The organism is Alicyclobacillus acidoterrestris (genome assembly GCF_022674245.1).
Lineage (GTDB): Bacteria > Bacillota > Bacilli > Alicyclobacillales > Alicyclobacillaceae > Alicyclobacillus > Alicyclobacillus acidoterrestris.
The window spans coordinates 176,675-191,595 of record NZ_CP080467.1 but is presented as its reverse complement, the minus strand read 5'-3'; the positions used below and the strand labels follow the sequence as shown (position 1 = coordinate 191,595).

The 14,921-nt window shown below is 53.4% G+C and carries 10 protein-coding genes; 1 reads left to right on the top strand and 9 read right to left on the bottom strand.

Features of this window, described 5'->3' with window-relative positions; all coding sequences use genetic code 11:
* Positions 1-282: 282 nt before the first annotated feature.
* Both K1I37_RS00825 and hutH read right to left on the bottom strand, forming a co-directional pair.
* Complete coding sequence (locus tag K1I37_RS00825; protein WP_021294945.1) at positions 283-2,007, bottom strand: PucR family transcriptional regulator; 1,725 nt, start codon at positions 2,005-2,007, stop codon at positions 283-285.
* 190 nt (positions 2,008-2,197) lie between these two features.
* Complete coding sequence (gene hutH / locus K1I37_RS00820) at positions 2,198-3,727, bottom strand: histidine ammonia-lyase (protein ID WP_021294944.1); 1,530 nt, start codon at positions 3,725-3,727, stop codon at positions 2,198-2,200.
* Between the two features lie 185 nt (positions 3,728-3,912).
* Between hutH and K1I37_RS00815 the strand changes: the two genes are divergently transcribed.
* A complete protein-coding gene (locus K1I37_RS00815) occupies positions 3,913-5,331 on the top strand; it encodes a hypothetical protein (protein WP_040440772.1) in 1,419 nt (472 codons plus the stop codon).
* A 144-nt stretch (positions 5,332-5,475) separates the two neighbouring features.
* Here K1I37_RS00815 and K1I37_RS00810 read toward each other — a convergent pair whose 3' ends face one another.
* The 7 genes from K1I37_RS00810 to K1I37_RS00780 all read right to left on the bottom strand — a co-directional run bounded on the left by K1I37_RS00810 (position 5,476) and on the right by K1I37_RS00780 (position 14,655).
* Positions 5,476-6,786: an MFS transporter gene (locus K1I37_RS00810; protein WP_021294942.1), complete on the bottom strand. Its 1,311-nt coding sequence runs from the start codon at positions 6,784-6,786 to the stop codon at positions 5,476-5,478.
* A 246-nt stretch (positions 6,787-7,032) separates the two neighbouring features.
* Positions 7,033-7,368, bottom strand: coding sequence for a winged helix-turn-helix transcriptional regulator (locus tag K1I37_RS00805; protein ID WP_021294941.1), 336 nt, complete (start codon positions 7,366-7,368; stop codon positions 7,033-7,035).
* A gap of 580 nt (positions 7,369-7,948) precedes the next feature.
* Entirely contained in the window at positions 7,949-8,812 is an 864-nt protein-coding gene (locus K1I37_RS00800) for a DUF429 domain-containing protein (protein ID WP_021294940.1), read from the bottom strand.
* 16 nt (positions 8,813-8,828) lie between these two features.
* Positions 8,829-10,562: a thiol reductant ABC exporter subunit CydC gene (cydC, locus tag K1I37_RS00795; RefSeq protein ID WP_021294939.1), complete on the bottom strand. Its 1,734-nt coding sequence runs from the start codon at positions 10,560-10,562 to the stop codon at positions 8,829-8,831.
* Positions 10,538-12,238: a thiol reductant ABC exporter subunit CydD gene (gene cydD / locus K1I37_RS00790; protein ID WP_021294938.1), complete on the bottom strand. Its 1,701-nt coding sequence runs from the start codon at positions 12,236-12,238 to the stop codon at positions 10,538-10,540. Before cydD ends, cydC begins: the two co-directional genes overlap by 25 nt.
* A gap of 6 nt (positions 12,239-12,244) precedes the next feature.
* Positions 12,245-13,258, bottom strand: coding sequence for a cytochrome d ubiquinol oxidase subunit II (cydB, locus tag K1I37_RS00785; protein ID WP_021294937.1), 1,014 nt, complete (start codon positions 13,256-13,258; stop codon positions 12,245-12,247).
* Positions 13,255-14,655 carry a cytochrome ubiquinol oxidase subunit I gene (locus K1I37_RS00780; protein ID WP_021294936.1) on the bottom strand — a complete coding sequence of 467 codons (1,401 nt, stop codon included), beginning with the start codon at positions 14,653-14,655 and terminating at the stop codon, positions 13,255-13,257. The genes cydB and K1I37_RS00780 overlap by 4 nt, the downstream gene beginning before the upstream one ends.
* Between the last annotated feature and the right edge of the window lie 266 nt (positions 14,656-14,921).

Genomic DNA, 14,921 nt, shown 5'->3' with positions numbered 1-14,921 from the left:
ATTGGTCAAATGTTTTACGAAATGCCAATAGATGAACGGTTCATGAAGATTGCTGGAAACTTTGAGGAAGCGACACCCCGGGGTCGTATCAGACTTCCAAGTGCCAGCGTGTGCCATCAGCTTGTTAGCACTCTATAGAGGTGGCTGCTAAAAGTATAAGCAAAGTTATCTATTAATTTCAAGTTTGTATTTGCAATCTGTTCCTGAATTCCACTAGATAAGACAACGCTGTTGTTCGGCATAACAACAGCGTTCGAGTACAACACACCCGCAACAATCCACTCATGCGGGTGTGCGTGGGTTGCGCAACCGCCACGTCCGAATCGCCAACTGGTAGGTGAAGCGAATTTGGTCGTCGTCCAACTGAATATGCAACAGTTGCTCCACTCGCTTTAGCCGATAGCGCAGCGTATTTCGGTGCAAATACAATTTTTCCGCAGCCACTTGCATCTTCGCACCACACTCGAGGTAAGCCTCCAAGGCTTCTAACAGCGGTTCGCCGCCTTTATCCTCCAGCAAAGGTGAAAGCATCTGTTCAGCGTGAAAATACGAGGAGTCTTTATCTGGCGTGGGCAACAGGCGATTGACGACATCCCGGCTGCTGTCGGCAAACTGGATAGACGCTGGTTGCGCCATGACACCTAAAAAATCAGGGTAAGATTTCGCGGCCAAATCGAGCGCGACTTGAACCAGCTCGTCCCCATCCGTCACGTCGTCAACCCTTTGCCGACAGAAATACGCGCGCAAGGAAGTCCCCACTTGAATCTGCAAAGGTTCCAACCAATCTAGCACACGCCGCTCCACTTCGCGTTTATCACCGTTCCACATCCCAAATGAAAACAGTGCGATCCCCTGATGGTTGCGCCAATCCTGCCATGGCACACACGAGGTCAACCGGGTTTGCCTCGCAGCTGCAAATCTCGACTGCGCACAAAGCGCCAACAACTGCTCGCGCAAGCTGAGGACGGAGGAAGAAAATCGCCGATAGGCATATGGAAGGTCAGCCTGACGGTGCAGTGGCCTTTGTGCGTCATGTTCCGCATCGCCGTCATACACCCAGAGCAACTCAACCGACTGGATGGGCCGCAAGTCCACCATGCGCACCAGTGAGTCCCTCGATAGCTCAAATTCCTTCTGTGCCGGACTCACCCCATCCAAGTCGGCATGATTGACCTCCGCATTAAACACTGACAATTTTGACATTTTATTGTATAGCATCTGTTCAAATGAAAAGTACCACTGACTTTGCGTGGTGATCCCAGGCAACCCAGTCAACAAGAAGTATGCCGTCTGCGAACGCAGCACGCCAGCCAATTCCTCAATCCAAAGCGCCTTGTGTTCATCTGAAAATAGCGGGCAGACGTCGTCCGGCATCAATTGCAGCCAAAACGCACGGTCGAGAACGCGAACCGGAACCAGCAACATCTCGTGTCCTCTGTCATTTTTCCATTGTGTATGCAGGGAATCACCTGGTGCATCGCACACCCGCACCTCTGCACGGGCGAATAGCTCCCGCTCCATCACTCGCAGCCAGTCGGCCAGCGTGCGGGTGTCGTAAAACGCCAACTCCAGGCGTTTGCGCACACCGCTTAGCTGATGTCTCGCAGCCTGTGTACGCTGGGTGACGAGCGTGTAAAAGTGACGCGCCACAGCGGAATAGTACAGCGAGGAATGCGTCCAAAGAATCGGGATACCCAAAATGTCCGCGAGCATCAAGGTCGCCTTTGAAAAATCCGACGGCGCCCCGCCTTGAAACAATACGCCGGCGACACGCGCCTGTTGGAAAAATCGCAAAAGCAGATCAAACGTGGATGAATAGGCAGGGAACAAATCCGCTTTGACAAACACCAACGTATCCTGGAACTCACTGTTCTGTGTGCTTCTCAACCAAACCTTCTCATCATTGAGCAACAGGATGTCCCGACACATATGATCAAGACCCACTGCTCCCGCTAAACACTCCGTTTTTCCATTCAAACTGCCGACGAACTCGCGCATCGGAACCATCTAAAACACCCCCTTGGGTCAAGTACATCGATGACATGAGACTGTCAGGGGTCAAATCGAACCTGTCCGGCCACACGGAGGTGGCACCATCTCAATTCTCACACATAATTTTCGTATATTTTATATAGTTTACACCGATTTGACCCACTTCTGTAGAGGGGCCCACTTCTGGTTCCAACATTTTTTTGAATCACTTCCCTTTGGCGAGCACGTCACTCAACTCGCCGCGGCAGATAGCATCCGCAAGCTGCGCGATGTCTCTGGAATACGACCGATCCCCCGCGTACGGCGCAACATACCTGTGCACCCACTCGATGACGCGCCGGGAAATCAACGACGCGTGTTCAACCCCGCGAAACACGACCGCCTGCGCTGCGCAAATCAATTCGATGGCGAGGACGGTGGCGGCGTGATCGACGATTTGATTCGCCTGTCGGGCAGACGTCGTCCCCATGCTGACGTGATCCTCCTGGTTGCCTGACGAAGGAATGGAGTCGACACTGGCTGGATGGGCCAAGACCTTGTTTTCGGACACGAGCGAGGCGCTGACATACTGGAGAATCATAAGGCCAGAAGATTGCCCTGCGTCAGGCGCCAAAAACGCGGGCAGCCCTTCGTTGAGCTGTGGATTGACGAGGCGCTCAGTGCGGCGTTCGGCGATATTTGCAAGCTCTGCCACGGCGATTTTTAGATAGTCCATAGCCAGGGCAATCGGCTGGCCGTGGAAATTCCCGCCGGAGTACACTGCATTCTCGTCCGGAAACAATAACGGATTGTCCGTGACGGCGTTCATCTCGATTTCCAGCGTCTCCTGGACATGTCGCAACGCACGCAGGGATGCCCCATGTACCTGCGGAATACAGCGCAAGGCGTACGCATCCTGGACCTTGTCGCGACCTGGCTCGCGCACCAGATGACTGCCCGCGAGATAGCGGCGAATATCGCGCGCGATAGCCGCCTGTTCCGGAAACGGCCGCACGCGTTGAATGCCCTCCGCAAATGGATGAAGCGTCGCGTGAAGGGCCTCCATCGTGAGGGCTGCCGCCGCATTGGCCGCGTCCATGACCCGTTTTGCTTTCAAATACGCAATCAGGCCGACTGCGGTCATCGCCTGTGTGCCATTGATGAGCGCGAGCCCTTCCTTCGCCTGGAGTGTAAGCGGCTCGATGCCCGCCTGCTGCAAGGCTTCTGCCCCCGGTATCCGCTTGCCCCCAAGTATCGCCTCGCCTTCCCCTAACAGCACCAGGCTCAGGTGGGCAAGCGGTGCTAAGTCACCACTGGCGCCGAGGGATCCCTGCTGTGGAATGACAGGGTGGATCCCCTCGTTCAAGCATGCCATCAGCATCTCCACGACCACTGGCCGCACTCCGGAATACCCGCGTGTCAAGGACACAAGGCGAAGCAGCATCATACCGCGCACGACGTCCTCAGAATACGGCGCACCAACCCCGCATGCGTGGCTGCGAATCAGATTCACTTGTAGCGCGCGCGTTTGCTCCTCTGGCAGAATCACGCTCGCCAATTTGCCAAACCCCGTATTCACGCCGTATACAATCCGTCCGTCGTCAAGGACGCGATCGAGAAAAGCCCGACAGTCCGACACCGCCTTGTGGCAGGCTTGCGACACCTGCACAGGCGATTGGTGGGTTACAACCCGTTCAAAATCCGCCAAATCAAGTCCTTGCTCATCGATGACAACAGTTCCCGCTATGGGCTTCATGGCATACACCTCTATACCAATTTATGAGTGCACTGCCTGTTCGACGCCACAAGGACGTGAAAGGCGCCAACATGGCCATGGCGTTCATGGGCGTGCGTTGTGTAACGAGATACTCACAAACTGGGCGGGTGAGCGTAATGATGATCATGCTCGCGAATGCGCTGGACCTACAAGGAGGCGGAAACTTGAGCGCTACACATTGGATGTATTTATTAGGAGCATTGGTCATCATTGTAACCATGATTTTCCGCAAGAACATCGTCGTCCCCAGCATTGTGTTCACCATTCTGGTGGCCTGGGTATATAAGGGCTCCTTGATATTTGGCTTCCAATCGCTATTTAACGCTGACCTATACGCCGCCAATCAGCTCTTTAACGTGTTTCTTGTGATTTCGTTAATGGTGGCCATGCTGAAGGCTGCAAGTTCAATTGGGGCAGACCAATTAATCATCAAACCCGTTCAAAAACTGATGGTCTCGCCCACCGTGGCATACTTAATCCTCGCTGTAGCCACGTTTCTCATTTCGCTATTCTTCTGGCCAACGCCAGCCATCCCACTTGTGGGCGCCTTGTTGATTCCGGCAGCTGTCCGCGTCGGACTCAGTCCAATGAGTGCAGCAATTGCAGTCGCACTGGCCGGTCAAGGAATGGCGCTAGCTGGCGATTTGGTATTGCAGGCTGCTCCGAAAATCACAGCAGCCGCGGCAGGCGTACCGACGAGTCTGATTTTAGGCAAAGCGGGCGTGCTCACCATTGTAACGGGCGTCGTCGCACTCGGACTCGCCTTCATCTTCCAGCGAAAAGAGGACGTCGCATTTAAGAACAAACGAATCGACGAGCGGATGCATGTCGCAGGCATGTTGTCGATGGGGGAAATGGCAGCCACGAGCGAAGATAGACAAACGGGTCGGATCGCATTCGGCAAACGGGCACTGTTTATCGCCATTCTCATCCCTCTGTTGCTCATTGGCGTCATTGTCGTCATGTTGACGGATAACATCACCGGTGGGGATGCAACTGCACTGCTCGGAGGCGTTGGTGCCATCTTGCTGGTGATCATCGGCATGTTAAGTCGAGGGCCAGGTAAATTAGGCGGATTCGAAGCAGTCAGCGAATACCTTGTGGAAGGGTTCGTCTTCGCCTTTCGCGCGATGGGCCCGGTCATTCCAATTGCCGGTTTTTTCTTCCTCGGTGGAACCGATGGAGCACAGGCGATACTGGGGAAAAATGCCCCCGGCTTTCTCTTTGACGCGGCCTTGAAGCTGGGACACACGCTACCTGCGGGAAGTGCCATCGGTGCGTTTGGCGTGCTCTTCCTCGGCATGTTGATTGGGCTCGATGGCTCAGGATTTGCCGGACTCCCTTTAGTCGGTGCAATTGCTGGCGCACTGGGACATGGGAATGCGCAGTATATCAGCATGTTAAGCGCGGTAGGTCAAGTCGGTTCCGTATGGACCGGCGGCGGCACTATCGTCGCCTGGTCATCGCTGGTCGCTGTTGCGGGCATTGCAGGTGTCAAAGTGCAAGACCTGGTTAAAAAGAATTTTTTACCGGTTCTCATCGGCCTCGTTATCTGTACCATCGTCGCCATTATCGTCTGGTAAGACTCGCTTCACAACCAGCACGCAATCAGCCCGCCCTAAGGTTCACATTCCAGAACCCTCGGGCGGGCTGATTTTCTGCGTGAATTAGAACACACAGCGCCAACGCCGCAACAGGCGTTGACAAGTATTGATGAGGTTCGTCCGTTACATCGCTTCGCGCGGCGCGCGCACGTCGACGAGCCGATGAACACCCTTGGGAAGCAGGAGGCTGCCTACCACCCCGACTGCGGAAAAGACCGTCGGTAGAATGAACGCGACGCCATACACGTGGCGCATCGTTTGCGAACCTGCGCCGACCGTGCCCCCTGCAGCATCAATCACGGCTCCAAACAACACCGGTAGCAACACGGCGCTTAAGAACCCACCGGTATTCGCAAATCCAGACGTAACGCCAGATCTTTCCGTCGGAACGTGATCGCGAATGGCCGCAAACGTCAACAAGCTGCTGCCACAGCCGAAACCGACGACAAACATCACAACACCCGCCACGAAGAGCGGCGGCTCGCCACCCCAGACCACAATCGCCAACCAGGCGAGCATGCCTAAGATCTGCGTCGTCAAATACGGACGCTTCCGGTCAGCCAATCGATCACTCAACCAACCAATCACGGGACTAGCGACAAGCGCCCCGATGAACGCAGTCAGCGTAAACCATGCAGCCTCTGCACGTGGCAGGCGGTAGACGCCCATAAAGTACGGTACCACCCACATACTAACCATCGACAAGTAAGTCCCCATAGCGCCAAAGTGACAACAGAACGTCGCCCAAGCCAACTTGCTGCGCACGACGTCGGCAAGCATCCGGCCCACTGGCACGCGCTCCACACGTATGCTCTCCGCCTGGGCTTTGGCAACAGCGCGCGCTGGTCCTCCAGCAATCAGGACGACAAAATTGGCTACACCAGCAACGACCAATAAAGCGCCAATCACGATAAACGGGATATGCCATCCAGATACCGCAATCCACGCTGCCAATGGAATACTGGTAATCAGCGCGCCAATATTGCCAGCTGAATTCACCACCGCCAATACGGCAGCGAAACGTCCTTTGGCAAACCACTTGGCGAGAATCAACACAATGTTTACCCAGATGAGCGAATCGCCCAGCCCGACAATTGCGCGTCCACACAGCAACAAGCCAAAGTTTGGCGCAGAGGAAAAGACCAAGGTACCAACGCCGTCACAGAGCACGCCCAACACAAGCATCCGTTCCGGCCCTGATTTATCTCCATATAGCCCGATTGGGATTTGCAACACCATATACACCAGGTACTGGATACTCGTAATACTCCCAAGCACTGCAGCAGAAACGTGAAATTCCGTTTGCAGTTGATCAGATATCAGACCCGGTCCAGTCCGTTGGGTGAAAACCAGCAGGTAAGATACGCCGATGCTTGCCAGCACGAGCCAGCGCCAGCGCTCAGCTAGTGCTGCCCCAACTCTCGACTCTCGCATAATTTTTGATACCTCACAAATGTTTATACAGATGATGGATTGCATAATAACAACATTCTGACTCTAATGCAGTCGTAGCACAATGTCAAAACACGGCCGCCATGGCAGGCTCATATGAAACGGCGTGCCCATTTGCACGCCGTTTCACGGTGGATTGCTGCTATTCAAATCATACTGCCAAGCGCAATTTGATATTCGCGCAGGCGCCGCATAGTCTACTGCAGATATGCCTACGAAGCCCCAGACTTACGTCCATTTCGCTCCCCAGTGTTTCATCGCGACGAGTACGCTATGAAAATCAATGCCCTTCTCCGTCAACGAATACTCAACCGTCACAGGCACCGTCGGATACACCGTTCGCTCCACCACACCATTCGACTCCAAATGGCGCAGCGTGTTGCTAAGCGCCTTTGGACTCACCTTTGGTAGCGCCCGCTGCAACTCGCTATAGCGTTTCGTGCCGCTATACAACTCTTTGAGCACGAGAAATGACCACTTGCCGCCAATAATATTTAGCGCGGTCTCAATCGAGCACGGAATGCTCTCCAGGTCAGGGTGTTGCTCGGACAGCAACTTCTTCAAATCAAACAACTCCCTTACTATTTATAAGAATGTATACTCGATGAAATAATGTGCATTAGAAGTGACTACTTCACAGTTTATATCGACATATTTAAAATAACAACAGGTGCACTACCGCCGTGTGATGCCATTCTGCTGTCTGTCCACTTGATTGGACAGACAGGATACGTTGCGTTTTGCACAAATCATGTGTCTTCTATGCCTTTTATTTATAATCGAACTAAATCAAAGTCACAGTTTCCCGTAAGGCTGTTCTCTGGCAGTGCGCGGAGATTGTCCATCATTGAGGTCTGTCGGTTCCCGACAGGGTACGAAAGCAGGGGTTGAACCAAGACGCAGAGAGGATGATATTCATGCATTGCCCACATTGTGGTCACCATGACCTTGGAAAAATCGGAAGTCATCGTTATTACTGCTCAAATTGCTTTAACGAATGTGTAATCAGAGACGATACCGTTCAGGTATTCGGCGTTGACATAGAGGGCGACTTGGTGGTGCTCGAGTCGAAAGTGCTGACCGAGCAGTTTGCAAGTCACAACGGGGAGCGATCATAAATCGCCCCCGCTTTTACTGCTTTGACCTATTGACTGCTCTGATGAGACCGTGCTGAGGATGCGGGGACTAAGATATAATCCTGCACCATCTCAGCATGGCCATCACACGGCGCATCCTGATTCGCTCCACAAAACAGCAGCCTTGGCGCCCCCATTGCGATATGCGCCGCCGAGTAGGCACAAAACAACGCGTCCGTCAGATCCTCAAACGCCTTGTACCGAACGCCCCTCACCTCAGGCAACGGTCCCGCCGCGCGAATCACCGAAAGCCAGTCGACCAGATGCGCTCCAAGTGGATCCCCCATGTGTGCACAGGCCAAAATACCATCCATCACAGACGGCATCAAATCCCACAACTTGCGCCAGTAGTTCACCATCTCTGACCTGCACAAGTCCCACGACCTACCGGACTTCTTCTTGTATTTCCAGACAGTCGGCAAATCGAACAGCGCCAAATGGCCAGCATGCGGGTATGTCTCAAACGCATGGACTGCACCGCATCGCATGGGTAGTGTTGGTATATCGAGTTTGATGGGGACACCCTGCGTCAACAAGTAGCGAATAAACTGTGGCCCACGCGTTCCGGCCATATTATTCCGATTCGAAGGATACGCGGCACAGTTGCGATGGCCAAACGCCTTTGCGACCAAACGCTCACATGTCCGCATCCCGAAGTCGTTATTGACAATCAGCGGCGCATCTATCGCCAACAGACACTCTCCAGTGCGCAGGTAAGGCAGGATAAAGTCTGCAATCTCATCATCCTGTTTGAACAGCCCCGCGCCGATGTACCGAAGACCTGTAAAGTCCGATTCGAGCGCACCCTCAAGCACGACAACCCCCGTGTCATTCCTGGATGAAAACGCGAGGTCTACCCCGATAAAATACATAGTGGGCTCCTTTTTATTAGTCGCCGTAAGACATCCGCATATACTGACGATAGCCTCTCGCATACCAGCCACCCTGGCGCATCAAATCTATGTGACGCCCGCGCTCCACAATCCGTCCGCGCTTCAATACGAGAATGTCATCCATCTGCTCCATGACAGCAAAGCGGTGCGTCACTAAGATCATGGTGCGACCCAGTGCGCTCGCAAACAGACCGCGATAAAACGCCTGCTCATTCTCCAAATCAAGGTGGCTCGTCGGTTCATCCAACACGAGAAATGGTGCATCGGTGAGCAACGCACGCGCCAACGCCAGTCGCTGCCGCTCACCCCCAGAGAGCTGATTGCCTCGCTCGCTGAGCACTGTATCGTAGCCTTCCGGCATGGCTTCAATTGTATCGTGAATTCTGGCTAATTTCGCCACTTCAACAATGCGCGCAAGCGGCGCATCTGGACATCCTAGCGCGATGTTATCACGGACGCGGCCGCGAAAGAGATGCGTTTGCTGCGAGACAACCGCAAACGTCCGCCGCAGCGTGGCCGTATTCAAAGAAGCGAGCTCAACACCGTTCAATCGGATAGATCCCTCGCTGTACTGAACAAGCCCGGTGAGTATGTTGAGCAGCGTGGTCTTGCCGGATCCGCTTTGACCAACAATCGCGATTTTTTGATTGTGCCCTACTTCAAAAGACACGTCATCCAGTGTGGGCGATTCGCTCTCAGCATAGTGAAACGACAACCCCTTTACCGCTAAGTTCCCGCTGACGTATTGCGCCTCACCCGGAATCGACGGCGTCACTGGAAACGACGCCAACGCCCGCAATCTGTCGACACCAGCCAAACTGACTCCCACCTGCTCAAACGCCGAAAAACTGGGCGCAGCGGCCTCAAACGCGGCAAATACAAACAGCGTGACCATTGCGACATCAACCGGAAGCACACCTCTGCTATCGACGCGCGGTTTTAATTCCAAGAGCACAGCGCAGACCGTAAGCCCTTGGATGAGAAGAAACATTGATTGTGCAAACCGCTGTGATGCAAGCGACCGGATATCGGTTGTACGAAGGGCCTGCCCCAGGGACATCAACCGTTCAAAAAAGGCAGATTCCTGACCAAATGCCTTAATCTCTCTCCACCCGCGGACAGAATCCGTGAGGATTTCGGTGGTTTTTGCCCTGTCCTCCCGTGCACGTCGGCCAAGCACTTGCCGATAGCGAATCAGCACAAAAGGCAACAACAATCCAGCGACGACAAGGCCAACGATAGTCGTTAAAGCGATAGGGATACCAAATGGCACGAGCACCGCCAAAGCCAAGCAAGTGGCCAAGACGGCGACTAGCGTCGGCGCAAGCGCGCGAATGTACAAAAACTGAACCGCATCGACGTCCTGTACCGCCGCAGACAAAATATCGCCGAATGTACGGCCCGTCACTTGAAATGGAAGGCGCTGTTCCAGCGTTTCAAACAACCATACCCGAATTCTGGATAGTGATCGCAACGCAAAATCGTGCGAGACCAACCGCTCCGTATAGCGAAAAGCCGCACGAGAGAGTCCGAAAAAGCGAACTGCCACCAATGGCACGTAGACGACGAGAATCGTCAAAGGATGCAAAGCTGTGCGACTGATGAGCAATCCACTGACGCCGAGCAGTCCGAAGTTCGCGCCAAAGGCGAAAAATCCGAGCAATGCGGCCAGTGCAATCCGCCAGCGAAACGGCGCGACCCATTTTAATATCCAGTTCCATCTTTGCACCTTGTCCCCTCCTCGTCTGACGAATCCGCACCAGCAAGCCGGATGACTCTATCCATCCGACGAGAGAACCCAGGGTCGTGCGTGACGACGACCACCGTCCGATTCTCGGTCAACGCCGTAATCGCTGTTTCGATCTCTGCGGCAGTCAGCGGATCGAGATTCGCAGTTGGCTCGTCAAGCAACAAGAATGGCGATTGTCGCAGCCACGCTCTCGCAATTGCGATTCTCTGTGCCTCACCGCCGCTCACCTGCCGACCGCCATCGCCAATACGGGTGTCCAAGCCACCGGGCAAGGACCGTAGCCAATCGCGCAGACCCGCCTTGAGTAGGGCTTCCTGCAACGCATTATCTGCCATTGTGTCCCCTCCAGGAAGCGCCATCTGGAGATTTTCGCGAAGCGTTCCAGAAAAAATGTAGGGCGCTTGATTCAATAGCGTCACGTTGTTTCTCCACGCAGCGCACGACAAGGTCGAGCACGATTGACCGTCGACTTCGATGACGCCCGAGGACGGAGACAGCGTCCCCGACAGCAACTGCAAGAACGTCGTCTTGCCACTTCCACTCGGCCCGGTAACGGCGATTTTTTCACCACGATGAATCGTCAAACAGAGCTCCTGCAAACTATCCTCTCGTTGACCAGGATAGCGAACGCATACGTCGACAAAACGAATGGCCTGAACTTCACTGAATGAAACAACCGGAATCGGTACATCGGCGCCGTCTTCACGCTCGTCCAGCATTGCAAACAACGACTCCGCCGCCGCAAGTCCATTCAGTCCGGCGTGAAACTCAGTGCCTAAGGCCCGAATCGGTTGGAAGAATTCAGGCGCTAACAAGAGCACCGTCAACGCCGGGATAAACGCTAAGTCGGCGTGAAGCAACCGCAACCCCAGTGCGAGCGCAACTGCGCCCGTTCCGAGCGTGGCGAATAGCTCCAACACAAAAGAAGAGAGAAACGCCACGCGCAACGTCTTCATGGTGGCAACGCGATTCGCATCTCCAATGTGAGCGAGCAGTCGCTTTGCGTCGGCGGACCTTGAGAACAACTTCAACGTCAAAAGCCCCTCGATTAATTCGAGGAAGTTGGCGGATAAGTTCTCCAGCAGATGCCACTGCTTTTTGGCCATCGAGTCTGCACCCTTGCCAAGCAGTATCATAAAAAAGACAATCAGCGGGGCGGCGATGCAGAGCAGGGTGGCCGAGATCCAATCGAGTTGAAAAATATTTATGAGCAGGACAACCGGGACCATCACGGCTTCCACTGATTGTGGCAGGTAACGGGCCAAATAGGATTCCAAGTTATCGATGCCACTCACCGCAGCCGTGACCAGTTCCCCAGTCTGCATGCGTTCGATGTTCAATGGAGATAACGTGAACAGCTTGGACAGCCAGCGGGCTCTGATATCGAGTTTTGCGTTCGCTGCAAACCGGGCTGCCACAAAGCCCGCTATCGCCCCCACTAGACTACGTACGAGAAAGACAACCGCGAGTTCGCCAACCATGACAACCAAATTCCGATGCTTTGGGACGTGTAAAAACAGACTGCCGATGCAATCAGCCATCAGATGGGCTTGCAGCAGCAACAAGATGCTGCTGCACAGTCCAAGTACAACCATCCAGACCATAAGCGGCCTTACGGAAGATATCTCGCGTATCAATCGCCTCTGAATACCCATGTCGCATCAGTACTCCATGTGGTCTTGTAAGGATAGACGTCTGCGGAACGTCCAAAACGTCCAAATCGTATAGCCAAGAATAATCGGGAGCAGCGTCAGGGCAATCCAGGTCATCACACGCAGCGAGTATGGATTCGAAGCCGCATTATAAATCGTAAGACTCCAGTTTGGATTGAGCGACGATACAAAGACCCGCGGAAACAAATCGATAAACACCGTCAAGGTCGAAAAAACAATGGTACTCGACGTCATCAAAAACGCCCAGCCGTCCTTTTTCGCGTGAATCAAGAACGGGACCGAAATCAGGGAGATCCCTGCCAGGATTGCGATCGCGCCGGGATCGATACCGGACTTGGAAAAGATACTCGAGTAGAAATAACTCAAAATCACAGCGAATAACATAAATATCGTGGTCCAAAAACCTACCTTCCGGGCGATGCCGCGTGCCCGTGCCTGGATGTCCCCACTCGTTTTAATCGTGAGAAACAGCGCACCGTGCGTCATAAACAGCAATACCATCGCAATGGCACAAACAATGCTGTACCCGTTGAAGAGGCTCCAAAATGACCCGACGTCATTCATCTGCGCGTCGATAGGTACCCCCTTCATCATATTCGCCAGCGCGATGCCCCAGATGACTGGGGGAAACAGGCTTCCCAGGAAGATGGCCGTGTCCCACGCTTTGCGCCAACGTGGCGCAATCAACTTACTGCGAAATTCAAAGCCGACGCCGCGAGCCATAAGCGCCACGATTAACAGAAACAACGGGATGTAAAAACCGCTGAACAAGGTTGCGTACCACTGTGGGAATGCGGCGAACATCGCGCCCCCGGCGGCAATCAGCCACACCTCGTTGCCATCCCAGAAGGGGCCGATAGTGTTGTACAGCAAACGCCGCTCCTTATCTGACTTGCCGATGATGGACGCGAGAATACCCACGCCAAAATCGAATCCTTCCAATACGAAGAAGCCCGTAAACAGCGTGACAATGAGCGCAAACCACAGCGTATTGAGCGTCAACTTGCACTCCCCCTCGTTGGCTCGAAGAGCAGGTTTGGCGTTGAACTATCTTCTTGTTCCGGTGCGTCTTCCGGTCCGCGACGGAGCGTGCGGTATGCCAGGAAAATCGCAATCACGAGCAGAACTGCGTACACGAACGCGAATCCAATCAGCGTAAATAACACATTTGCGTTCGATACCGTCGGTGACACGGCGGAACTCGTTTTTAAGAGCCCGTACACCACCCAAGGTTGGCGACCCATTTCCGTGAAAACCCAGCCAGCTGTATTCGCGATATACGGTAAAGAAATCGATGCAACCATCGCCTTGAGGAACCATCCGTACTTCAGTTCACGCTTGCGCCAGAACAGCACAAGCCCGATTAAGCTGAGTAGAATCATGAGTGATCCGGCACCAACCATGAGGCGAAAAGTCCAGAAGGAAATATCGACATTGGGAATGTAATTGCCAGGCCCGTATTGTTGCACATATTGATGCTGCAGAGGATTAATCCCTTCTACTTTGCCCGACAGACGATTATACGAAAGAATACTCAACAGATAAGGAACCTTGATGGCGAACGTGTTGTGGTGACCGGCCGCGTCAATGCCCGCTATCAGAGTCTCTGGTGCATGCAGCGGACTCGTGTTCCACAGCGCCTCCGCTGCGGCCATCTTCATCGGCTGTGCGACCACCTCGTGTTGCGCCTGTTCATGTCCTACCACCACGGTGAGAATACTCGACACGAGTGCGAACACCGTCGCAATCCGAAACGACGGTCGAAATAAGTCAATCGCCCGTTTGCGAAGCAAATACCAGGCGCTAATTCCAACTACGAAGAAAGAACCTGTCGCAATCGCACCAAAGAATACGTGCGGAAATTCAACCCACAATTGCGGATTGGTCAATAATGCTCCAAATGAGATCATCTCTGCATGTCCATTGTGAATGGCATATCCCGTCGGCTCCTGCATAAAGGCATTGGCCGTCAAAATCCAAAACGCCGATATTGTACTCCCAAATGCAACCAACCAGATTGCGGCCAAATGGACTTTCTTCGAAAGCCTATCCCACCCAAATAGCCAAACACCGAGGAATGTCGATTCTAGAAAGAACGCTGCCAATGCTTCTACCGCTAGCGGAGCGCCAAAGACGTCGCCAACAAACCGCGAATAGGTGGACCAGTTCATCCCAAACTGGAACTCTTGCATGATTCCAGTGACAACACCAATTGCTAAGTTAATTAAGAAAAACTTCATCCAAAACTGGGCCATCTTTTTGTATTTCTCATCGTTTTTCGCGACATAGATGGATTCTATGACCGCTATCAAAAAACCAAGCCCAATGGTCAGCGGGACAAAAAGGAAGTGATAGACAGTCGTCACCCCAAATTGCCATCTAGCTAAATCTACCGCCATGAGAGGAATCCCTCCTTAAGTGGATGTTGAGTGTCCTCAACACCTCCCTGATTACGAGAGCAGTATACTTCTGTAACCCGCAAAAGAAACGGAGAATCGGGCAGATTCAACATTGCGTAACGAACTATTAACTTTTCATACACAGACTGGACTCAGTTTCGACACACAGTAGAACTCTTTGTGAAGGTTGTATGGCAAAGGTGTGAACTCGTATAGAAGAGGCATGCATCACAAAATGGCACAGAATCAGGAAAAATCGGGGTGAT